The organism is Caldanaerobius fijiensis DSM 17918 (genome assembly GCF_900129075.1).
Lineage (GTDB): Bacteria > Bacillota > Thermoanaerobacteria > Thermoanaerobacterales > Caldanaerobiaceae > Caldanaerobius > Caldanaerobius fijiensis.
Genome location: NZ_FQVH01000022.1, coordinates 1 through 22,048 on the forward strand (window position 1 = coordinate 1; position 22,048 = coordinate 22,048).

The 22,048-nt window shown below is 45.0% G+C and carries 26 protein-coding genes; 1 reads left to right on the plus strand and 25 read right to left on the minus strand.

All coding sequences use genetic code 11. The annotated features are described in order from the left end of the window. The 5 genes from BUB87_RS09190 to BUB87_RS09210 form a co-directional block, all read right to left on the minus strand. Positions 1-1,049, minus strand: a 1,049-nt coding sequence (locus tag BUB87_RS09190; protein ID WP_143156654.1) for an S-layer homology domain-containing protein, incomplete at its 3' end; no start/stop codon positions are given. A gap of 69 nt (positions 1,050-1,118) precedes the next feature. After that, positions 1,119-2,051 (minus strand): hypothetical protein, encoded by a 933-nt coding sequence (locus BUB87_RS09195; protein ID WP_073344476.1) that lies wholly within the window; start codon positions 2,049-2,051, stop codon positions 1,119-1,121. A 16-nt stretch (positions 2,052-2,067) separates the two neighbouring features. Continuing rightward, positions 2,068-2,562 (minus strand): hypothetical protein, encoded by a 495-nt coding sequence (locus tag BUB87_RS09200; RefSeq protein ID WP_073344479.1) that lies wholly within the window; start codon positions 2,560-2,562, stop codon positions 2,068-2,070. A 4-nt stretch (positions 2,563-2,566) separates the two neighbouring features. Beyond that, complete coding sequence (locus BUB87_RS09205; RefSeq protein ID WP_073344482.1) at positions 2,567-3,010, minus strand: hypothetical protein; 444 nt, start codon at positions 3,008-3,010, stop codon at positions 2,567-2,569. Next, positions 3,010-3,408 (minus strand): hypothetical protein, encoded by a 399-nt coding sequence (locus BUB87_RS09210; protein ID WP_073344484.1) that lies wholly within the window; start codon positions 3,406-3,408, stop codon positions 3,010-3,012. The genes BUB87_RS09205 and BUB87_RS09210 overlap by 1 nt, the downstream gene beginning before the upstream one ends. Positions 3,409-3,663: 255 nt before the next feature. On the opposite strand from BUB87_RS09210, the gene BUB87_RS09215 reads away from it, so the two are divergent. Beyond that, positions 3,664-4,452 (plus strand): hypothetical protein, encoded by a 789-nt coding sequence (locus BUB87_RS09215; protein WP_073344487.1) that lies wholly within the window; start codon positions 3,664-3,666, stop codon positions 4,450-4,452. A gap of 9 nt (positions 4,453-4,461) precedes the next feature. Here the strand turns inward: BUB87_RS09215 and BUB87_RS09220 are convergent, their stop codons facing one another. The 20 genes from BUB87_RS09220 to BUB87_RS15080 all read right to left on the minus strand — a co-directional run. Continuing rightward, positions 4,462-4,680, minus strand: coding sequence for a hypothetical protein (locus BUB87_RS09220; protein ID WP_073344489.1), 219 nt, complete (start codon positions 4,678-4,680; stop codon positions 4,462-4,464). Positions 4,681-4,715: 35 nt separating this feature from the next. Next, positions 4,716-5,471, minus strand: coding sequence for a type II secretion system F family protein (locus BUB87_RS09225; RefSeq protein WP_084111130.1), 756 nt, complete (start codon positions 5,469-5,471; stop codon positions 4,716-4,718). Between the two features lie 14 nt (positions 5,472-5,485). After that, positions 5,486-6,430 (minus strand): type II secretion system F family protein, encoded by a 945-nt coding sequence (locus tag BUB87_RS09230; RefSeq protein WP_073344493.1) that lies wholly within the window; start codon positions 6,428-6,430, stop codon positions 5,486-5,488. Between the two features lie 31 nt (positions 6,431-6,461). Beyond that, complete coding sequence (locus tag BUB87_RS09235; protein ID WP_073344496.1) at positions 6,462-6,680, minus strand: hypothetical protein; 219 nt, start codon at positions 6,678-6,680, stop codon at positions 6,462-6,464. A 45-nt stretch (positions 6,681-6,725) separates the two neighbouring features. Continuing rightward, positions 6,726-6,953, minus strand: coding sequence for a hypothetical protein (locus BUB87_RS09240; RefSeq protein ID WP_159432386.1), 228 nt, complete (start codon positions 6,951-6,953; stop codon positions 6,726-6,728). Positions 6,954-7,026: 73 nt separating this feature from the next. After that, entirely contained in the window at positions 7,027-8,247 is a 1,221-nt protein-coding gene (locus BUB87_RS09245) for a TadA family conjugal transfer-associated ATPase (RefSeq protein WP_073344503.1), read from the minus strand. A gap of 2 nt (positions 8,248-8,249) precedes the next feature. Further along, on the minus strand, positions 8,250-9,821 hold the full coding sequence (locus BUB87_RS09250) for a CpaE/TadZ family protein (RefSeq protein WP_073344505.1): 1,572 nt from the start codon (positions 9,819-9,821) through the stop codon (positions 8,250-8,252). Between the two features lie 9 nt (positions 9,822-9,830). Further along, positions 9,831-10,403 carry an SAF domain-containing protein gene (locus BUB87_RS09255; RefSeq protein WP_073344508.1) on the minus strand — a complete coding sequence of 191 codons (573 nt, stop codon included), beginning with the start codon at positions 10,401-10,403 and terminating at the stop codon, positions 9,831-9,833. Between the two features lie 44 nt (positions 10,404-10,447). Next, complete coding sequence (locus BUB87_RS09260) at positions 10,448-11,206, minus strand: prepilin peptidase (RefSeq protein ID WP_073344511.1); 759 nt, start codon at positions 11,204-11,206, stop codon at positions 10,448-10,450. 4 nt (positions 11,207-11,210) lie between these two features. Continuing rightward, complete coding sequence (locus tag BUB87_RS09265; protein WP_073344513.1) at positions 11,211-11,957, minus strand: TolB family protein; 747 nt, start codon at positions 11,955-11,957, stop codon at positions 11,211-11,213. 51 nt (positions 11,958-12,008) lie between these two features. Beyond that, positions 12,009-12,536 carry a type II secretion system protein GspG gene (locus tag BUB87_RS09270; protein ID WP_073344517.1) on the minus strand — a complete coding sequence of 176 codons (528 nt, stop codon included), beginning with the start codon at positions 12,534-12,536 and terminating at the stop codon, positions 12,009-12,011. A 118-nt stretch (positions 12,537-12,654) separates the two neighbouring features. Further along, positions 12,655-13,779, minus strand: a complete 1,125-nt coding sequence (locus tag BUB87_RS09275) for a type IV pilus twitching motility protein PilT (RefSeq protein ID WP_073344519.1) — start codon at positions 13,777-13,779, stop codon at positions 12,655-12,657. Positions 13,780-13,822: 43 nt separating this feature from the next. Further along, on the minus strand, positions 13,823-14,572 hold the full coding sequence (locus tag BUB87_RS09280; RefSeq protein ID WP_200792794.1) for an RCC1 domain-containing protein: 750 nt from the start codon (positions 14,570-14,572) through the stop codon (positions 13,823-13,825). Between the two features lie 47 nt (positions 14,573-14,619). After that, positions 14,620-15,693 carry a lytic transglycosylase domain-containing protein gene (locus BUB87_RS14550; RefSeq protein WP_073344525.1) on the minus strand — a complete coding sequence of 358 codons (1,074 nt, stop codon included), beginning with the start codon at positions 15,691-15,693 and terminating at the stop codon, positions 14,620-14,622. A gap of 17 nt (positions 15,694-15,710) precedes the next feature. Next, positions 15,711-16,661: a type 4a pilus biogenesis protein PilO gene (pilO, locus tag BUB87_RS09290; protein WP_073344527.1), complete on the minus strand. Its 951-nt coding sequence runs from the start codon at positions 16,659-16,661 to the stop codon at positions 15,711-15,713. 15 nt (positions 16,662-16,676) lie between these two features. Beyond that, positions 16,677-18,104: a PilN domain-containing protein gene (locus BUB87_RS09295; RefSeq protein WP_073344530.1), complete on the minus strand. Its 1,428-nt coding sequence runs from the start codon at positions 18,102-18,104 to the stop codon at positions 16,677-16,679. Between the two features lie 14 nt (positions 18,105-18,118). Further along, positions 18,119-19,723: a GspE/PulE family protein gene (locus BUB87_RS09300; protein ID WP_073344532.1), complete on the minus strand. Its 1,605-nt coding sequence runs from the start codon at positions 19,721-19,723 to the stop codon at positions 18,119-18,121. A gap of 11 nt (positions 19,724-19,734) precedes the next feature. Then, positions 19,735-20,943 (minus strand): type II secretion system F family protein, encoded by a 1,209-nt coding sequence (locus BUB87_RS09305; protein ID WP_159432387.1) that lies wholly within the window; start codon positions 20,941-20,943, stop codon positions 19,735-19,737. A 100-nt stretch (positions 20,944-21,043) separates the two neighbouring features. Then, the gene (locus BUB87_RS09310; protein ID WP_073344537.1) at positions 21,044-21,616 is read right to left on the minus strand and encodes a type II secretion system protein GspG; all 573 of its coding nucleotides are present in this window, start codon (positions 21,614-21,616) and stop codon (positions 21,044-21,046) included. A gap of 309 nt (positions 21,617-21,925) precedes the next feature. Next, positions 21,926-22,048: GLUG motif-containing protein (locus BUB87_RS15080; RefSeq protein ID WP_143156664.1), on the minus strand; the 123-nt coding region annotated here is incomplete at its 5' end.

Below are 22,048 nucleotides of genomic sequence, written 5' to 3' on the forward strand. Positions count from 1 at the left end.
TTATACCCGTACTTTTGCAGTCTGTCGAAACCGCCGTAAGATGGTTTTCCCCAATTTGCACCAGTACCCTGTCCGTAATTTACTTGTGCCGTTGATTCTACCCACGGATACAGGTTGTAGTCGGTGATATAATCCTTTGCCTCTTTCTGATACTGTGCCAGCGCATCCTGCCACTTCTGTATGCGGTTATATATAAGGGGATCGCTTAGCTTTTGAGGCGGCACTATATCCGGCTCGCTATCCACCATATACGCCTGTTCCAGTTTCGATACGGCCGCTTCCGCGTTCTTAATCGTGTTCAGCGCTTCATCGGGCGTCAGGTCGCACGGCAGTTTTCTCATCATTCTCACAATCATCACCGCAGCCTGCCCTCTCGTTGCAGCATCGTAAGGCCCGAACCTGCCGTCATCATAGCCCTTCAGTATGCCCATGCCAACCGCATAGTCCACATTCAAATGCCACCTGTCATTCTGGCTGTAGTCCTTGAACGACGGCGTGACCGCGTGCATTTCCACATGGTTCACCGCCAGAGCATTGGTGACCCATATGGCTATCTCCAGCCTCGTGATGTTTCCAGCAGGGTTGAACTTCCCATCCCTATAGTAGTCAACAGGTATGATGTCCTGATTTACAAGCTCGGACACGTACGGATAGTACCACTCATTTGAAGGCACATCCTTAAACGGCATATTTGGTGCCTGCTGTGATAACCCCAATGCCCTTGCCAGTATGGCTGCAAACGACGCTCTGTTTATGGGCTTTTCAGGAGATAAAGGCCCTATGACCTTGCACGTGTTAAGGCCTGACCCCCTGAACACATACTCTAACGTCGGCGGGTAAGGCTGTTCGCCCCTGAATATTTCGGCAGCTACCGCAAGTATGAGGTCGTTCTTTGCCCAGTAGTAGCTTCCGTCCGGATACATGTATTTTGGAAAATCCGATACGGCATAGAAGTCCGCTGCAAATGCGGGCACGGACGTAACCAGTACAACCGCCGACAATACCAGCGCTAGAAATAACTTAACTTTTTTCATAAAACCACCCTCCAAAATTTTTGTACATAAAAATTATAGCAAAAATTTCTTAACTTGACAGAAAAAAATCCTCCCGAAGGAGGATCAGTTTCCGGTATCGGCATATACTGGTATCATCGCCGACGGTTCCGACCAATGCGGGCTTTCTGTGTATTCTAAATGAGTTTCTCTTCCCTGCTTTACCACTGTTTCGTAATGCGATGTATCTTTCCAGTAACCGGGCTGGACTAACACCTGCTGGGTTTCCCAATGACCTGGTGGTATGTGCCACACTTTATCGTAACGGGCGGTTAACCAAAAGCCTCCATGCCAATTATACCCGCGTGGATACCCACTAATATTCAAATAAACATAATAATTGTAACTATTAGGCATTCCATATTGTTTTAGATACCAATCAGGCCAAATCCATCCCCCAGTTATTACTACTTCCCAGTAGCGTGTAAAATAATCTGTTACATTATATTCTGTACCGTAAACTCCACCATATCCATCCATAACCGTCCCCATGGGATAATTTGCATCATAAGAACTACAATTGGCAATGATGTTTTGCACTATATTCGTGACACTAGAAGGTGGCGGTTTTAAAAGGTCATTATTATTTAAACTCCAATGCCAATTCCCGCTTGTATCATAAAAACCAATCCTATCAGATTCTAATAATTCTCGACCTCCCACATAAGCAGACGCATAGTAATTAAGATCAATTCCCTGCAAATCCCACTGATAATATCCCGGTGGCTGCACCCATACCTGTTTTGTTTCGTATACCGGCGGTACCCATTCCTGCGACTGCACCCATTCCATATCGAACATCTGGGTATTCTCGGTTACCGAAGTGTACCCGCCTTTGTATATCCATTGTCTGTTCAAGTTGCCATCGTCTTTCATGATTGCTGCACCTGAAACGTAGTCACCCTGTGCAGGGAAATATTGCGTCCATGTATCCGCATATGTCGGAATCCATACCAGAAGAAGGACGGATACTATCAAAATTCCCCAAAACTTTTTCAAGAGGTTTCACCTCCTTTCAATACTTGACGATAGCAAGCACCTTTCCCGCTTTCACAAACATATTAACGATCGTACCTTTGGGCAGCAAGGATGGACTGTAATTTCTAGCTTTGCTCAAATCCTGTACATTTTGCACTTTTATACCGGGTACAACGGGAAATGTATGTCCGCCATCCAGCACTACTTCATCATCCGTCGTCCTCTCTACTTTACCGAATACGTCCGCTCCGCCCTTCACCGGTGTTTCATGATACCCTTTGTAGACAAGCACATACGTTTTGCCTTTTACCTTGTACACATACGTTTCCGCTCCCTTCTTGATGTCCGATGGCGTGCCGTTGGAGAAAATCACGTCTTTGAGGCTTTCGGTTTTGCCGTCTATTATGACCTTATTGCCTTCAACTTTCACGATTGTTTGCTTCTTTGCCGTGTTCGCTTTTTGCACGTGCGTGCAGGCGGAAGCGGAAACTGTGAAAAATATACTCAACAACACGACTAACAGTTTTTTCAAAATATCAACCTCCCCGTTTGATTTTTTTGAGATTAGCGCGGCCTTCTACATGAAACCGCACATTGCTTGTTCCTGCCGGCAGTATCGATTGTACGTATACGCTGTTTATATCTCCTTCTACCACGAGGTATGTGCCGTCCAAATGAGCCTTCGCGTTTTGGAGCGTATACCCGCTGTCCAAAAAAACTTTTTGGGCAATTGAAGCTGCCAGTATCATGTCAGCGCTTACATTCGGCTTCCCTCCAGACTCTATACCCTGTTTGTCCCACTTGTACACCTCCCATGCTGCTTTGTTTGCTGCCTCATCAGCAATTGCATACAGTTTTCCGCGCTGCAGTATGAGCATCGTCGTGTCAAAATGCAGCGCAAGAAACATACCCGCAATTAAGATAAGCATCATGTAAAAAAAGAACATGCCTTCACCTTTTTTGTCTTTTAAAATTCTCATTACGGTTTATCCTCCAATACCTGTGTACTCACTCCGTATACGGTTTTAGTTTGGAAAAGTGCGAAAAGCTGTGGTACGGGGTATGCCACCTGCACGGTTACAGGACTTCCGGGGTTCGTATCTGGCATATTGACGGTAACGGTGATTTTGTCCTTCCAGCCTAATATGAAGCCATTTGCAAAATTCTGGGCTGTCTGTACCGCCGTCTGTTGCGGGTTGCTGCTTCTTGCTGCCGACCGTGCCGCCTCAAACGCCGCTTCGTTCACCGCAAGCTGTGCCGTGCCTATCATTGTAAACTGCAGGAACATAGCAAAAAGCATGAATACTATCGGTATCATTGCAGCTGACGACAAAAATGACGAAAGACCTTTTTTATCTTTCAATAGCTTTTTAAACACACAAAAACCACCTCCACAAAAAAAGAAAGCGGGATGAAACCCGCTGTACGATCATTTCTGTTAGTTGCCGGAAAAATATGATATTATTCCAAAAATGAAGGCTACGCTACCAAAAAGAATGAGGTAATTGTTGTAATCTGTGTCAAAAACATAGATTGTTGAAGTTTTTCGATAAATCCATGATAATATATGTAGGGTTATCCCCAACATAATTAATATAAATCCTATTACAAAAAGAAAGAAGGAAATATGATTATGGAAAATGAGCATATTATACCTCCCATTAAAAACCTAGTTACGTTCTTCCTTTGTGCGAAAATTATATTCTCTCCATTACTATTTTTACCAACAACTTTGTTCAGAGTTATCGATAATAACGTAAAAAACAAATATGACAAATTTTTTTACGGATTTTTCTTTATCATGATATCTTCTTTTTTATACGGTTTTTTAATCAACTTAATTGTATTAATATTTAAACCATCTTTTATGCCATTTATAAAAATTCAGTGGTTGATATTAGAAGGCTTTTGCACTTTTACATTTATTTTTCTTGTAATTGATGTGATATATGCTGCTGTATGGAAAAAGGTACTTAATTTAAAACTCTTATGGTTATATGCAACAAGTAGATTATCGTTAATAGTAACTTTGTATATTTTACTTGACAAGAAACACAGACAGGAAATTAAATTGCCCAAAAATTTTATTTACATAGAACCTCATTATCAACTACATACAATAAAAAAATTAAATAATTTTTCCAAATTTACCCTTAAAAAAGAGACATATAAGGATTTGATAAAAATCATTAACAACTTTCCTAATAAAGATGTCGTATTTTTTGCTCATACTCCAATGCAATTAGATAAAATACTTTCCCACTTTTCTTTGTCATCAAACATAAAATTACTAGGACCTTATCCAGCTAAAACTCCTCCAGAAAACAGCATAAAAATATTAGGAAAAAAATCACCTTGGTATATTTATTTAATTGTGAAAACTAAGGAATTATCATTTTCACAAAAAAAGAAGGCGGGATGAAACCCGCTTTCACTGGCCTGATGAAATGCCCGAAAAAGTGCTCGACAGGCTGCTGAGCATGTTGTTCCACAGGCCAACTATTGTCGTTCTTGCAGAAGGTATTGCCATAACGGTCACGCCTGCAACAAGGGCTATCAGCCCTATCGTGGCAAGATACTCGTTCACAGCTCTTCTGTCGTTTTTTAGCTTTGCATACATTGCCGGCACGTTTGCAAGTATTCCGTTCATTTTTCTCGCCTCCTTTCGAAGACGCAAACTCCGGCTCATTTGCCTATCATGAAGATCGAACCCAAATCCTGCACAAACGGCAGGACGACCATTACCAAAAGCGGTATAAAATACCCTATAAGTATCGGGAACGTCATCATGTTGTCCAGCGATGATGCCCTTGCTGTTTTTTGGTTCAGTTTGTCTTCTTCAATCTCGCTTAAAAGCTCGTACAGCTGCACTGAAAGCCCTATCGGAGTTTCATCCGCCTTTCCCAGTATCCTCACGGCACGCATAAAATACTTGTTCAGGCTTTTTTGCGCTGCTTCCTCCAGAGACTTTTCAAGGGGTACACCTGCATTTACCTTGTTCAGCGCCTCGCTTATTATATCCCTCATAGTTCCCTTTTTGTTTTCCGCAATGTACCTCATTATGTTTTCGACCGGCATTCCAACCTCAAGGCCCTGGGCAAGGGTGTTGAGCACCGCGGGAAGCTCGTTATCCTGCATAAGACGCGTCTTATACTTGCTTATATACTCGGAGGTTTTTAAATACGTTATAAAAACCATACCGGCTGTAAACATGAAAAACACTTTGGCAAGCTGGATATTTACCGTTACACCGAAAGCGGTGACGGCGAGTGACAGCCCTATGACGATTGCAAAAGCCGAAAAAAGTTCTTCGGCGGATTCTATGTCGAAAATGAACACCCTCATTTTCCCGATGGCCTTTATTTCCCTATCCAGCCTTTCAAACAGGCTTTTGCCGACAGCCTTTTCAATCTTTGTTCTGCTTATGGTTTTCGGCCTCACTTTGTATTACCTCCTCACACCGATTTGACTTCTTTGTTCATCTTTTTGAGCATAAAAATTGTGGTTCCGGCATAGCTCACAATTGTGTACAAAAGTGCTATTTTGCCCATAAACGTTCTGAAAACGGCAAGGTACATGGGGCTTGAAGCGTACGTCATAATGAGCATCAGCGCCATAACCGCAACGATCATATAAATGGTGCTTTTCGTGCCTTTCAGCATTGCATTTATTTTCTGGTTCTGCCTAAGTCTCATTCTCACCTTTTTGGCCACGCTTTCGCACACATCGGCGGTGTTTGCCTTCATGCGGAATGAAAACACAACCGCATCCACCCACGATTCGACGAGCGGGCTTTGTATGTCATCAGAAAATTCCTTCAACGCTGTCAGAACGCTCATCCCAGCATTGACCTTGCTCACGATTTTCTGAAGCTCGCTTTTCAGCGGCTCATCTGCTTCAAACGCCACCTTTTCGACGGCATTTATGAAGTTCCCGCTCACCTTCAGGTAATCCGCCATATCCTGTACGGCATCTGCAAACTGAACATTGAGCTTTTCGTATTTCATACTGCCGAGTTTGTCCAATAACGCGGAAAACAGATAAAATACCGCCGGCGGTACGAGAAAGCTCATCAAGCCGAATCCGGAAGTAACGCATATCACGAAAAGAATAAAGGCAAATATAGACAGGATGAGGATTGTCTCCTCTGCATCGAATTTAAACCCTGCCCTTTTCAATTTTTTCTGTATATTCGTCAAAAAATCTTCGGCACCCAACATACCCAATATGCTGAACTTTTTTTCCTTTGAAGCGATAAGCTGGCGCTCCATCCTTCTTATCAAACCCTGCTTTCTGTAAACCAGCACGGAATAAACCAGTATGACGAGTACAAAAAAGCTTAAACCAGCAATCAGCGAAAGAATGAAAACCGTATAAATCACCTCCTGAAAAAAAAACAAGCAGGTTTCCCTGCTTATGGAAAAATGCTGTTCACTTGCCGGTTGATAGGTTAGTATAGCTGGTTGACAGGTTGTTGAGCATGTTGTTCCATAAACCGACTACCGTCGCTCTTGCGGATGGTATTGCCATAACGGTCACACCTGCAACAAGGGCTATCAGCCCTATTGTTGCGAGATATTCGTTCACGGCCCTTCTGTCGTTTTTTAACTTCACGTACATCGATAGTGCCTTTGCAAATATTCTGCCCATGCTTTTCACCTCCCTCTAAAAAAAGAGGCAGGATGCCCTGCCTTTTTATTTGCCGGTTGAGATATTTGTGTATTGAGTGTTAAGTCCCGAAAGCATGTTGTTCCACAGGTTGACTACCGTACCCCTTGCAGAAGGTATTGCCATAACGGTCACGCCTGCAACAAGGGCTATCAGTCCTATCGTCGCAAGATACTCGTTTACAGCTCTTCTGTCGTTTTTTAACTTCACGTACATCGACAGCACCTTTGCAAATATCCTGTCCATGCTTTTCACCTCCTCAAAAAGATGTCTTCCAAAGCATTTGCACCACGCGTACAGGTGCACAAAAAAAGCGCGGAAACCCGCGCTACCATCTCATGTATTTATAATCCAGGAGATAATTCCCCTTCTCATCAAGGCCGTTTAGCTCTGCCACCTCCTTTATCTCTCTTGTAGTCATGTTACCAAGTTCATCCTGTCCCAAACCTATAAATACAAGGACATCTATGGCTTTTGCAATGAGCCTTCTCACCACCTCCGTGTCCATGGGTTTAAATTCCTTTATCAGAGTTTCCAGCCTGTCAAGGCCCATTTCCACATCGTCGGCATGAAGCGTGGTGAACGAACCTGCATGGCCGGAGTTCAACGTGTGTATGAACGTGTATGCCGAAATCGGCGTTCTTATCTCCGTCAAAATTATCCTGTCGGGGTCGGAACGCAGGCAGTCGTTCAGTATGTCCTCGTACGTGATTGCCCTTGCTCCTTCTTTGGCTTCCCTCGTTTTAAGGTAAAACACGTATTTCAAAGGCACATCCATTTCTCTTGTATCTTCCAGTATTGCAACGACGTGGTTGGGCTGTATATAGTGCGTCAGCGCATTTATGAGCGTCGTCTTGCCTGCGCCGGTTTCGCCTATCACTATGATATTTTTCCTTTCTCTGACGCACATCTTGAGATATTCCGCAATGCTGCCCTGGAATTTCATGCTGCTTTCCGTTTTTTCTTTCCTGCGCTCCACAATCCCAACATTGTCGTCCAGTCCTTTCAGACCGGTTTTTAATTCATCGAGGTTCTTGTTAATCTGGGTATGCTTTCGTATAATAATGTAAGGCTCTGCGGCTTCGGGCGGTATGATGACCTTCACACGGCTTCCATCGTACAGTTCGGCATCCACCGACGGTTCAGCTGCTGATATAGACTGCCCGGCGTTTGCCACAATCCTTTCATATACAACCCTCACCTCTTCCATGTCAGCAAAACCGGCTTCATCGTCGGTTTTTATGCCGTCCTTGACGTACATCACTCTTGTGCCGAAACTGAAAATATCCGTAACGCCTTCCATTTTCAGATACTTTTCAAAAGGCCCTAATCCGTACATTTTTGCATAAACGGTTTCGGTTATAATGGAGGCATCAGCCAGAAGATGCGGGTAGTTAACCTCCAACACCTTCCTCACTTCGATTCTGAGCCTGTCTTTTATGTTCGGGTCACCGAAATACGAAAGCATCTTGGGTCTTACGGCGTTTATTATGAAATCTATATCCGCATTTATTTTATTTATCGCTTTAGACCTTGCCGTCAGACTCATACTCAATCACCCATTAAACCCTGCAGTTCTGAAAAAAGCCTGCTGAACTTTTCCGTCTTCTGTTTGTACTTCTCTATTTCCCCGTCCTTTTCCCGAATCTGCTCTTTAAGCTGTGCTATCGTTGCTTCGTACTCATCCAGCTTTCTTTCGTACTCAATCAGGTATTTCTGTATAATATTCCTTATCTCTCCGTATATATCTGTCTCCATGCCGTACACAACCTCCTTTTCCCCTTGATGAAGTTTCTCTTTAACAACTGCATTGTCCATGCTGTCGCTGTATGCCCCGCTTCCTTCAGAATCGTCTTTGTGACGTACCCCGTCCGTATCGTCTTTTTCTTTCTTATCCTCATGGAGCATTTCATAGGCTTGTTCATCGGTACCTTTTTTCTCGCTTTCAGCAGTCTTTATGCTTTCCTGCGGCAGTTCTCCGCAGGCTGCTTTTACTATTTCGTTCAGGTCGAATGGGTTTACAAATACATCTTTCACTCCCAATGCCCGCGCTTTTGCAGCATCACCGGCACCTTTCGCAAGGAATATTACCCTCCTGCCTTCGTTCAAAAACCTTTCTGCGTATAATATGGAAGAGACGACTGCAACACTGCCCGTATCCCCTGTACCGCCGGCATCAGCAATCTTCTGTCTGATTTCATTATCCAACTGCTCGTATCCCGTGTTCACATAAAAGCCCATCGGAACACCATCTCCTTTCATTTCCCCTGTTTCTTCCCCTAAAACCGGATTATTTTCGGACAAAATATCCTGTTCTGCGGTTAAAATTTCTTCACTGCGCTCTGCAGTTTGTTCTGTCTGTGGTATCTTCGTGTTTTCGTTCTCTTCTGCAGGCTTTTGCGTGTCGGGTTGTGTTTTAGGAGAACCGCTTTGCTTCGGTTTGGGTGCAAAGAAAAACCGCCTTTTTTCTGCGTAATCTTCCGGCAGAAGCTTTCTCCATATTCTGTCGGCATGCTTATATACCCGCTTATCGTTAAATGGCTTTATGTTTCTTATATACGGAAGCTCGTACAGAACGGGAAACTTAAGGTCTGTTATATTTACATAGCGCAATCTACCCCTGGTCTTATTCACAATCAGGCTGATTTTTGAAGTATCGATAAAGCCATTCACCCTTGCCCAGTCAACATTGCCGATAAGCCGTGAGTTTACGGAATAATCATCTTCCACTACAAGCAGTATTTTTTCCGCCATAGCAAACACGTCTATGCAGCCCTCCACGAAACCGGGTTGTACATCCACGATCACCACATCGTACCTTTTTTCAAGTTCTTCCAGAAGCCACCTCAGGTTTTCCTGCGTGATCCTTTCGTACGTGTCGGGATAGCCGCCGACTATCACATCATAGTTTTTCCCCTTCGGCTTCTGAATGGCGTAATCCAGCCTGCCTTCAACGGCCTCAACGATATTTCTCTGCCGTTCCAAATCGAGTATTGACACAAAATCGCCCGGTGAAAAGTCGAACTCCACCGCACACGTTTTTCTTTTTGCCGTTGTTGCAAGGGCAAGGGCAATTGTTGTTTTCCCAACCCCGCCTTTAGGCGAGTATACGGCTATAATCATGAAACCACCTCACTTCTGTTGGTCTACGGCAATGACAAAATTCCCGTTCTTTATATACGGTGCAAGCACCTTAAAAGCTTCGCCTGTTGTTCTTATGAGTGCTGTAGATGTGCTCTGTCCCGTTGACGAAGTGTTTTGGGACACGGTTACGACCTCAATGCCCGATACTGCCTGTGCCTGTGCGGTCGTGCTGTTGCTCACGGGTATGATTGTTATAATATCACCTGCATTGAGAAGTTTTGCATCGGCATCGGTAAGCGGGATGTTGGCAAGTTCTTCTCCCGGATGAAGCACGACATTTATATCTGTCACAATGTCAAGTGGGATCAAATCACCCTTCACCCTTGCCACCTTCACGGTTTTCCCTATTATGTGGTTTAAGTCTTTCTCCACACCCTGCGGCACAGTCCTGACCGGCAGGCTCTGAACCTGAACCATGTCCTTTGTGATTCTCGTGCCCGCGTTGATCTGCTTTGCCGCAACCACCACGTTCACCGTGCCCTGGGTGTTCTGAAGGTAGATGAACACTCCTGCAAACACCAGCACGGCAAGGATGACTGCAACCTTGAGTATCTTTTTCAACTGGCTTCACCTCCACATAAAAAAAGCACGCCCGAAAGCGTGCCTTAAAACATCATAGCGTACATATTGATAACCTGCTGGCCGAACAGCATTGCAGCAATGCCTCCCAATGTCAAATACGGCGCAAATGGAATACGGCTTTTCATTGACCTTCCGAAAAACAAAGTTTCGATCACGGCCGCAAACGCGCCGACAACGAACGCAGCAAACAGGGCAAATAGAACGAGCTTAAAGCCGAGCACAAATCCCATCAACGCCGCAAGCTTTGCATCCCCGCCTCCCATTCCTCCCGTCAATGCCAGAGCGAACATGATCCCGCCGGCAGTCAGAAAACCGTAAACGCACTGCAGAATTTCCTGCCTGCCTGCTGCACCGGTTACAACCGAAGCGATCTGAATCAACGCTGCGAATGCAAACCCTGTCAGCACTATTTCAAAGGGAATAATCCCGTGCTGTACATCTATGAATGAAACCGCAGTGAGCACGGACACCAATACCAAGTACAGTGCGGTTTTCAAGGTTATACCTGACGCTGCGAAAACCGCAGCGTATAAGATACCCGTCAGCAGTTCCACCAACGGGTATCTTGCCGATATAGGCTCTTTGCAGTACCTGCACCGGCCTTTGAGAAACACCCAGCTCAACACGGGAATTAAGTCCAGCGGAGAAAGTTTATGTCCGCACTTCGGGCAAAACGAATTCGGCGGGTATATTATTGATTTTCCTTCCGGTATGCGGTAAATGACAACGTTCAAAAAACTTCCGATTACAAGGCCGAGTGCGAATAAAAGTGCGTAAAAGATACTATCACAACCTTTCTATTATGTTTTTAACGACAGCAATCGGATTTAGTACCGGAGACGAATCGTCGCTGACGATTTTGAACACTTTATTATTTATAAGGTCGGCAATGTATCCTGCATATCCGCCATCACGGTCTGACGTGAATGTCAATAAATTGTTTGTTCCCAGTACCCAATGAGGATCAGCATTGCTTTTTCTATAAGCATTGATGGGCAGCACTTTTAAGGAAGTTGACTTTGGAGAAATACAGCATATGTTATCTTCACCGCTGCTCGGACTGTTGACGAAATACAAGCTGTTGTCTTCTCCAAATGCAGGATACCAACCGGATGCTGCTTCAAATTCTTTGCTGCCGTCCCAAATGACTATTTTAGAGTCTTCGTTTAAACATCTTGTGAATGCTATTCTTCCGTCAGGCGCAAAACACGGTGCCCAATTTTCAATATCGGATGCGTTGGTGATCTGCTGTATAATAGTTCCGTTGAGGTCACATACAACAATATTGTTGTTCCTTTTATATACAACTTTTTTGCCGTCCCATGATAAGCGCGGGTCTTCTGAACGTGAAATCCCATCGGAAAGCATAAATATGTTTGACAGTTTGTTTCCGTCCACAATTGCCTTGTAAATTTGCCATTGTCCTGTTTCTTTTGAAGCGTATACTATCATTTTACCATCTTGTGAAACATCAAAATTTCCCGCATTGTTATACACCAAGGTTGCAGTTTTCCCGGTAGCAAAATCTTTCACTTTTATACTCCCCGGGAAACCCGCCAGATAAAATATTTTAGAGATATTCAGTCAAGGATTGCTGTTTGACAAAACCTGCGGATAAACTCCGGAAACAAACCATAATCCTGCATCATTTTGCTGAAGCGGTGGCTGGTCATCGGTACACCATACATCGTCAGCATTACCAAATTTACCGTCGGGGCCTGCAGAAACGAAAGCATAGCTGTACATAACGTTAGGCGTTGAAATGTCACGTGGCGCTGCACTGTACAAATAAGGATGTCCCCACGGGTCTTTGATACCATCAGACGTTCCCCATTTAATACCTGCTGCTGCAAATACAGAAGCTATGGAGGCAGAATTTTGCAAATCATTAGAAGCTTTTGGGTAGCTGCTGTTTCCTTGATCGGCTTCATAGGCTTCAACTATAGTCCGAAAAGTAGCCATTTCTGCCTTTGTTCTGGAATAGCGTGCATAGGTTGTTGCAAGCATTAATCTGGGAACAATCACGGACGACAAAATGATAATAATTGCTACAACTACAAGGAGTTCCGTCATGGTAAAACCTTCATTGTTCCGTGAAAGTTTTGTATACATTTATTTTCTATCCTCCCTTCTATTCAAGATATCTTTGCAGGAGTTTCATTGCCATTTTTCTTTTATTGCTTATTTCCCATCATTTTTTACACAAAAAAGATAGAGGCATTGCTGCCTCTCATCCAAAGTATCGTTCAAGCATTTTTTCGTCACTGATTTTTTCCTTTGCCGCTTCCATCGTTATCAGCCCGCGCTTTATGAGTTCGGACAGCGACTTTGCCATGAGTATCATGCCTTCATCACGCCCTGTCTGTATCGCGTTGTTGATCTGATGAGTCTTGCCGTCGCGTATGAAGCTTTTTATTGGTGGAGTGACGACAAGGATCTCCGCAGCAAGCACGCGGCCGTTTCCTTCCTTACGTCTCAAAAGCTGCTGGGATATGACGCCCTGCAGAACTTCTGCAAGGTCTGTACGTATGTTGTTCTGCTGTTCCGGCGGGAACACATTGATTATACGATCTATCGTTTCTGCCGCCGTGTTCGTGTGCAGCGTGGACAGCACCAGGTGTCCCGTTCTTGCCGCTTCAAGTGCCGTTGCTATCGTTTCGGGGTCCCTCATCTCTCCCACCAGTATGACGTCCGGGTCTTCCCTCAAAGCTGCTCTCAGTCCGTCTGCAAAGCTCATCACATCTGTTCCCACTTCACGCTGGTTTATTTCGCTGTTCTTATGATGGTGTAGGTACTCTATCGGATCTTCCAGAGTTATTATGTGCTTGTGGTACTTTTCGTTGATGTAGTTGATGAGAGCCGCCAGCGTTGTCGATTTGCCTGACCCCGTAGGTCCCGTTATAAGCACAAGCCCGTACGGAAGCTGTGCAAACCTGTACAGAGTCATCATCATTTCGGGGAACGCGGCAAAAAGTTCTTTAATTTCAGGTATCTTTTTGGGCAATACCCTTAAAACAACTGCCTGCTTACCCTTCTGAAAAAACGTGTTTACACGGAAACGCAGGCCATTTTCGGTTTCGTATGCAAAGTCGCAGTTTTTACCGTTGACATACTCCCTGTAGCGCTTATCATCCTTAAAAAGCTGTTTTATGAGAAACTGTGCCGTATTCTCGTCAACGGATTTACCCCATTCAGGAAATTTCCGCAGAAAATTGATGACAGCGTCTCTTCCGCATATTTCTGTAATTTTTAGCAGAAGCCCATCAATCCTCAGCATGGGAGGTACGCCAACTGTGATATGAATGTCTGAAGTACCTGTTTCCACTGCAAGATTCAATATTTCATCTATATGCAAAAAACCACCTCCATAAAAAAAACAAGCAGGAAAATATCCTGCTCTAATTGAGATTAAGGTTTTGCACCTGCACGGGGGTTGTTCGTGTTGTCGTCGTGCCGTCACCTAACTGGCCGTAGCCGTTGTATCCCCAAGCCCAGACCGTACCGTCACGTTTTAGTGCTACCGTATGGCCTTGTCCTGCTGCTATTGCTACCACATCGGTTAAGTTCTTCACCTGTACCGGTGTGGTTCTACCTATTGTCGTGCCATCACCTAATTGTCCGCCGGCATTCCATCCCCACGTCCAAACAGTACCGTCGCTCTTTAAAGCCACTGTGTGTCCAGTAAATACTGATTTGGACGGCGAATCTGCTGCTATTGCTATCACATCAGTTAAACCTTTCACCTGTATCGGTGTGGTTCTATCTATTGTCGTGCCGTCTCCCAACTGGCCATAGCGGTTATTTCCCCAAGTCCATACCGTGCCATCGCTCTTTAATGCTGCTGTATGTGCATATCCCGCTGCTATTCTAATCCTTGTTGATGAAATATTATTCTGAGAATTTTTTGCCGACGGCACTGCATTTGCTGTCGAAATATTCGCAGACCGATTTGTTGCCGTTTCCAAATCTGTCGCCACTATATCGTCGCTCGTTCCAAACTGTCCGTCCTTCCCTGCACTTGCCACTATGAAACCTGTCTGAGTGTCCGCTCTTATGTTAGGTATTGTCTGTATCAATGCAAATATCCCAAAAACTGCAATCAGTACGTATGCGGTTATCTTCTTCAATCTGTCCATTATCTTTTTCACCCCCCCCATAAAAAATAGGATATGTATGTCCAATAGACATCCATGTCCTATTTCCTATTTAAACTTGCATAGAGATCTTTAACTGTTCTGACGAAGTTCTGCGTTTCCTGATACGGCGGTATGCCGTTGTACTGCTTAACGGCCTGCGGGCCTGCATTGTACGCGGCAAGGGTAAAGTCTATGTTGTTGTTAAATGCATCTGCCATCATCCGCAGGTATTTCGCACCTGCCTTTATGTTTTCTTCGGCGTTGTATACGTCCTTCACGCCCAGCATCTGTGCGGTTTGAGGCATGAGCTGCATTATGCCCACTGCACCTTTAGGAGATACCGCTTTTGGGTTAAACCCGCTTTCAACGTACGCTACCGTCTTCAAAAACAGCGGGTCTATGTTTGTTTCCTTCCCCGCTTCGTCAAAAATGCTGTCATATTCCGTTTTAGGGAGTGTTCTCTGCAAGCTTACCGCAGCATAGCTTTTTTGTGCGTCGGCTTTTCCGGTATTGTCTGGTTGCGTATTTCTCTGATTTTTAGCATTTCCCGATTGTGCTTTATCTTCTTCTTTTTGTTTTTTCTGCTGTGCTTGAAGCTGCATCTGAAACTGCGTTTGAAATTCACTTTTTGCCTTTTCTTCCATCTGCTTTTTCAGGTTCAATTCCGACTTATCAGGGAAAAACGAAAAAAGGAAATCCACCGGCATGTTTCTGGAAAACATGTGCAGCTTAACCGTTCCGTCTGCGTATGCGATTTTTTCTCCCATCTGTACTGGACCGTCATTCAGCATAGGCTCTGCATTTTCAAACACGAGCTTCACATCACCGGCCTGAAGGGTAACGTCATGCTCATCCGAACTCAAATTGCCATCAAAAGGTGCGTACACGTATCCGTGCACATCAAATGTTGTGTAGGGTCGAAATCCGCTATCTGAAAAACCATACTGGCTTACAATTTTGTATTGCTGGAACGGAAACACGGTTTTTTCAGGAAATGAATGCCGAAAGCATTGCACCTGCTGATTTTGGTTTTTCTGAAGAAGTGGCGGTGCGTGCTCCCCTGCCTGTGCAGGAATACCCATCATCAAAACGGCGGAAAGCAGAAATGCCGGTACTGTTTGTTTGAACTTCATGAAAAGCACCCCTCCTTTCAGTTGGCTTGTTTTTGGTATTGCGGTACGGTTTGTGCTGTGCCGACATTGTTTGGCTGTGTTGGGCTTGCTTGCGGATTATTCTGCTGTGCTGTTCCTGTCTGTGCATTATTGGATTGTGATGTATTTGCTGCTTGAGTATTATTCTGCTGCGCTGTGGCTGTTTGCCCATTATTGGGTGGAACCGTATTTGTTTGAGCATTTACTGCGTTATTTGTTTGCGTGCTCACTGTACTGTTCGTTTGCATATTTGTTGTATTATTTGTTTGCGTGTTTGTTACATTATTTGTCTGTGCGCTTACCTGCGTACCGTTAGCCTGCTCCGATTTTTGAACTGCTTTTTGTATCTCGGGGTTAAAGAACGGATCATATCTTCCGCTTACGCCGTTTACAAACTCTTTAATTTCAGGCGGGTTAAGCGAGTATAAAAACACTGTTGCTTTCACCGATACCATCCCGCTGTCCTGCTGCTGTATTGAAATCGGTTTTATCTCTGCTGGAGTTTTCAGTTTTTCAAGCCCTGCCATCAGGTTGAACACGTTGGGAAACGGACCTTTTATTTCAAGCTCATACGGCACCGCTCTCAAGTGTCCATTGTGAAACCCGTTCTGTACGGGCTGCGGAGTTATTGAAATGTCCTTTATTTTGTACTTCTCTGCAAGAGTGCCAAGTTCGTCATAAAAACTGCCCCCTTCTGCATTTATTACGTACGGCTGCTTTATGCTGTCCCACTGTTTTTTCACATTTGCAAGTTCATTCTTGGCGCTTACAAGTACAGATGCTCTTGCCATCTGCGCTTGCACCTGTGCTTTTACGCTGTTGTAATTTGCCTCTGCTGTTTTTAACCTGTTCATCCCTGAAGAGAAAAGATAAAGCATGACAACTGCACCTGCTGCCGCAACCGCGTATAACACTAATCTTTTTTTATCTTTCAACACATCTTTAATCAATTTGCCATCTCCTTTCTACATAGGAGAGATATTTGCTGTTATGGTGAAGCTGTAAACTGACGATTCGTACGTTGTCTTTCCCACCGAAACATTTTTTATGAAAGGCAATCTTGAAAGGTTATCGATAAACAATCCTATCGACTTTATGCTTTTCGACTTTGCCTCTATTGATATGATGTCCGGACTGTCTGAAGGACTGATCGTTGTATTCTGCGCCTGCTTATCTGAATTGCCGTTCTGTGCATTATTTTGCTGATTGCCCTGTTCCTGCTGTCCGCTTTGCTGATTGCTTTGTGGATTATTTTGAGGATTACTCTGTTGATTATTCTGTTGATTTCCAAACTGTATTTTGGGCAATTTAAATTTTTGCGGTATATCTGTCTGCTGCGTGCTGGTTATTTTGAATTCCAATTTCTCAATTTCGCAATCTTGAGGCAATGCGTATCTTATATTGTTTACCATCTCGGCGTATGATTGTATGCGAAACGACTGCACCGCGTCTATCTGCTCCCTGTACTGCCTTATTTCGTTTTGCAGTCTGCTTGCCTGCTGTGACGACATCTCAGCGCGTATCAGGTTTGCCTGATAGTTTTTAGCAAGATTGTCAAGCCTGTACGCGCACACATAAGGTACAGCGGTTATGCTGGCCGCAAGTGTTGCAACAACTATTGCAACCTCATACCACTTTGGTTTTCTCATCTCTGTAGGGCGCAGTCTTTTGTACTCCTGAGGAAGCAAGTTCGTACTGGCGCTGTCGTACGGCATGAGTGCGCAGCCCAATGCCATCGCGTACATGCTCTCTTCTTCGTTGAGTTCGACAACTTCAGCGTCTTCGGCGTTGAATGCGTTTCTGTAGTATTCGATTGAGCGCAGGCGTTCAAAATCAGCGCTTGCATCTGATGAAAATTCCCTGACAAACTCAATCGTTTCACGCCCTGCAGCCATATATATCGTTTCATTGCTTTGTGCGGTTATTATGACGGGCTTTTTCGTATCTTTCCGGTTGTACACCGCACCGCGCCACAAAGCGAAAATGCTTAAATCAAGTGCGGTGAACCTGCCTCTGTACCTTTCGGCAAAACTGTTTATAACCTTCAACGGCACGGCAACACATATCACGTTTATGCCGTTTTCAACCGTGTAATCCGTCATGATGTGATAAACCCGGTAATCCTGTATATTGTTCAGTTCGGCAAACTGCAGATTCACCGCTTCAGATATCTCCTTCCGTTTCAGCTCCTGCGGAAGCATGACGTTTTTGTACACTATTGACGGATCAGACACACACGTCACAACGTCCTGAAACTTTCTCACCATTTTTTCCGCCTTTTCAAATTCTTCAGAAGGAACTTTATCTTTTGTCACTATATCATCTTTTACAAAGGCCATATATATCGAGCTGTCCGAAATGTAAAAACCTGCCGAAAGTTTCTTCTTTGCCATATTTCATACCCCTTTTATGCCTTGAATATATTTTTTACCGCCTCTTCGGGCGGGATAATTCCTTGTATAACCTTGTTTTTGGCATCCTGTTCGAGCGTTATCATGCCGTTCTTAACCGCCTGCTTTCTTATTTCTTCCGCAGGTGCGCCGGTTCTTATGAGCTCACGTATTTCATTATCAACGTACAAAACTTCCGTGATTGCCGTTCTGCCTTTGCAACCTGTATAGTTGCAGTGCGCGCAACCTTTGCCTTTTTTGACCTTCATACCCTGCAGGTTTAAAATTTCACCCACAGAATCACCTGCATCAACTGTATATTCTTCCGCACAGTATGGGCAGACTTTTCTTGCCAATCTCTGGGCTGCAATGCATACAAGCGACGAGGCTATAAGATACGGTTCAACCCCCATATCGGAAAGACGCACCGGAGCAGAAGCTGCATCGTTTGTATGAAGTGTGGACAGCACCAGATGGCCCGTCATGGCAGCCTGCACGGCTATTTTTGCCGTTTCATGGTCGCGTATCTCGCCTATCATTATCACGTCCGGGTCCTGCCTCAGGATAGCGCGCAGTGCCGTTGCAAAATCAAGGCCTGTCTTTGTGTTCACCGGCACTTGATTTATGCCTGGGAATTCATACTCAGGCGGATCTTCCACCGTAATTATGTTTATATCGTTTGAATATACTTGTGATAAGACGGAATACAACGTAGTTGTTTTCCCTGAACCCGTAGGGCCTGTCAGGAGTATCATTCCGTAAGGCGCTCTTATTGCTTTTGAAATTCTTTCTAGTGCCGTGCCCGTATATCCAAGAGCTTCAGGTGTCGGTATCTTTTTTTCTTTGTCCAGTATTCTTATTACGACCTTCTCACCGTAGACCGTTGGAAGCGTTGATACCCTAAGGTCGGCTTCTCTCGGCTGCTTTATCATAATTCTGCCGTCCTGCGGTACTCTTCTTTCGGTTATGTTGAGCCTTGCCATCACCTTTATCCTCGATACGATTGAAGAATGGACATTTTTGGGATACTTGATTATGTTCTGCAGCACGCCGTCTATCCTGTACCTCACATCCGTGCCCTCTTTGTGCGGTTCTATGTGTATATCGCTTGCGCCTTCTGCCAGAGCACCATCTATTATATCTCTCACTATTCTTATCGCAGGTGAATCGGGGTCATCTAATGAATTTTCTTCTTCAGGTTCTTCATTTGTAACTTCCACATCGGGCATCTCACGTCCGTACCACTTTTTCACCGCACGCTCTATTTCGTTTGCCGTTGCCACAACCGGCACGATATCGAAGCCCGTCGCTATCTTCACGCTGTCCGTTGCATTTATGTCCGATGGATCGGCCACCGCAAGGTACAGTTTTTTCTGTTCGATTTTAACCGGAAACACGTTGTACTTCTTTGCAAGCTCCGCAGGTATTTCCACGGCAGGCTTTGCGTCTGCAGCCAGGTACACGCGCTGAAGCTTGTAGTATTCCGCCGTTGCGTTGGCTATATCCTCATACGTTAGCTTGCCTGCCCGTATGAGTTCCTTTTCGGGGTCTATAAGGCCTTCGGTATCGCTCTTTGAAATTATGCCCTTTTCTATCAGAATGTTCAGTATCTCACGTCTCATAAAAGCACCTCCTATTTAATTGTTTGATACATGGACACCATCGGCAGGAAAAGTGAGAGCAGTATCACCAGCACGCCGACGCCGACAAGCATGGTTGTGAATGTTTCAATCAGAGGGGGCAGCTTTTCCAGAAGCACGTCAGTTTCCTTATCGAGCAATGAAGCTGCCTGTTCGGTCATCTTTTCAAGGTTACCGGATCGTTCGCCGACGGTCACCATCTTGAGCTCCGCAGGGGGTATCCATTCCGAGTCGGCCAATCCTGCAGAGAGGGTTCCGCCTTTTTCTATCGTCAACCGTGCTGTTTCAAATTCCCGGCGCAGGGATACAAAGCCCGTCAGGTTCTGCACTATCTCAAGCGCATAATCCAACCGTATACCTGCCTGAATGAGAAGCGTCAACACCCAAAATATTTTTGCAAGATTCATAAGCCTGAAAATTCTTCCTATCACGGGTATGCCGAGCATTTTAAGCTCCACTTTTGCAAATATCCTTTCATTCTTCTTTAAGAGCTTGAAAATCACAAAAAGCAGGAATATTAACCCGAGAAAGCCTGCTGCAAAGTACATGAAGTGCGAGGATATATACAGCATAATTTGAGTGATAAGCGGAATTTTAACCCCGCCCTGCGTCAGCATCTGTGCGAATTTCGGAACAACGAACGTGAAAAGTCCGACTGCTACGATTATCGCAAACGCAACGACGATTGACGGGTACGTTATAGCCTGCTTGAGCTTCCTTTTGAAGTCATCCGTCCTCTTGTAGTTGTCTGCAAGCCACAGGAGTGCGCTTTCCAGCGAACCGGATTCTTCTGCCGCACGTATCGTGCTTATGAACACCGTATCGAACACGTCAGGATAGCCACCCAGAGATGACGAAAGCGAAAAACCGGCTTTTATATTGTCGGCAGCTTCCTTCAGAATCGTCCTGAGCCGTCTGTTCTCTGTGTCCGAGAGCGTCTCTATGGCTTCCAATACGGTTATACCGGAAGAAATCAACGCATTCATTTGTCTGCAGAAAAGCTCAAGGTCTTTCGGCTTTACCCTGCCGGACTTTTTCTTTTTATCTTTTACTCCGCGCTCTGCAGGTGTGACGCTTAATATTGTCGTACGTTCTGCACCCGTTTTTTCATATGTTCTTTCTATGGCTTCCCTTTCACTATCAGCTTCTACTGTAAATGATTGTACTTTGCCTGCAATATATGTTTTTACTCTGTAAACCACAAAACCGCCTCCAAACAGAACATCCATGTCCATAAGCAAAATGCTGTTCATGAAAAAGCGGAAGGCAGGGATTTCTCCCTGCCTTCTGCTTTAACGACTATTATTGTGCGGAAGCTGCTGCTGATGTCTGATCGATAGTTGTTGCGGGCTGTCCAACTGTCGGCTGTACGCTGTCGGTTGTATATACGTCATCGGAGTTGTTGGGTTGGCCATCTTTGCCCGGAGATATGATGATATAGCCTGTCACATTGCCGTTGGAATCCTTTACAAGATCGTAGTAGTACGGATGTCCCCACGGGTCCTTGATACCGTCTGTACCGCCTGTCCAGTTGATGCCGCCGTCTTTCAACACCTTACCTACATAATTATCAGTTGTGTTGTCTTTTGACGGATACACACCCTGTCCTTCGTCTGCCGTGTAGGTTTCAATGACGGTTTTCATCGTGCCCAAATCGCTCATCGCCCTCGCCTGACGTGCCCTGTCGGTGTAGCCCAAGAGCCTCGGCACCAGCACCGCTGCGAGGATAGCTATGATCGCCACAACAACCAGCAGCTCCACCAATGTGAAGCCCTTGTTGTTGTGCACGTTCTTCACCATCCTCCCGAACCATGTCCTCTCCACGTCTTTCACCTCCCTCTTCTCTGTGTCTGCTCTCCTGAACAGCTTACCCATAACACCACTCCTTTCTTTTGGTGCGCACTTCTCGTGCGCCCAATAAAAAAAGAGCACGGCTAAAAAACCGTGCTCTTTCGCAATCAAACCTATTAGTTTGTTCCGGGATGCGGTATCTGCTCGTTTGTTCTCAAGTACGGATACGACTTCCCTTCGTCTATAGCCCACACATTCGTGAAGTCCCAGCCTGCAAATGTGGCCTGCTGTTTCATTTGAGCTGTCGTCTCGCCCGTGCCGCCATCTGATGTGGTCATGCCGCTCGTCTGCGTATCCCAGTAACTTTTGTAAATATTGCTCCAGATAAGGCTGTTACCCCCCCACTAGACCGCCGGTGTAGCTGCTGCCTGTCACCTTGCCCGTAGAGTAGCTATTGGTGATGGTGCTCCCATTGTTCCACCCCACCAGACCGCCGGTATAATTGTTGCCTGTTAC

Bases quoted from the DNA above. Each gene is read 5' to 3' on its own strand.
- BUB87_RS09300 (WP_073344532.1), bottom strand. From the start codon at position 19,723: ATGAGACGTGAGATACTGAACATTCTGATAGAAAAGGGCATAATTTCA.
- BUB87_RS09295 (WP_073344530.1), bottom strand. From the start codon at position 18,104: ATGGCAAAGAAGAAACTTTCGGCAGGTTTTTACATTTCGGACAGCTCG.
- BUB87_RS09270 (WP_073344517.1), bottom strand. From the start codon at position 12,536: ATGTATACAAAACTTTCACGGAACAATGAAGGTTTTACCATGACGGAA.
- BUB87_RS09205 (WP_073344482.1), bottom strand. From the start codon at position 3,010: ATGAGAATTTTAAAAGACAAAAAAGGTGAAGGCATGTTCTTTTTTTAC.
- BUB87_RS09250 (WP_073344505.1), bottom strand. From the start codon at position 9,821: ATGATTATAGCCGTATACTCGCCTAAAGGCGGGGTTGGGAAAACAACA.
- BUB87_RS09310 (WP_073344537.1), bottom strand. From the start codon at position 21,616: ATGGGTAAGCTGTTCAGGAGAGCAGACACAGAGAAGAGGGAGGTGAAA.
- BUB87_RS09235 (WP_073344496.1), bottom strand. From the start codon at position 6,680: ATGGGCAGAATATTTGCAAAGGCACTATCGATGTACGTGAAGTTAAAA.
- BUB87_RS09220 (WP_073344489.1), bottom strand. From the start codon at position 4,680: ATGAACGGAATACTTGCAAACGTGCCGGCAATGTATGCAAAGCTAAAA.
- BUB87_RS09245 (WP_073344503.1), bottom strand. From the start codon at position 8,247: ATGAGTCTGACGGCAAGGTCTAAAGCGATAAATAAAATAAATGCGGAT.
- BUB87_RS09215 (WP_073344487.1), top strand. From the start codon at position 3,664: ATGGAAAATGAGCATATTATACCTCCCATTAAAAACCTAGTTACGTTC.
- BUB87_RS14550 (WP_073344525.1), bottom strand. From the start codon at position 15,693: ATGAAGTTCAAACAAACAGTACCGGCATTTCTGCTTTCCGCCGTTTTG.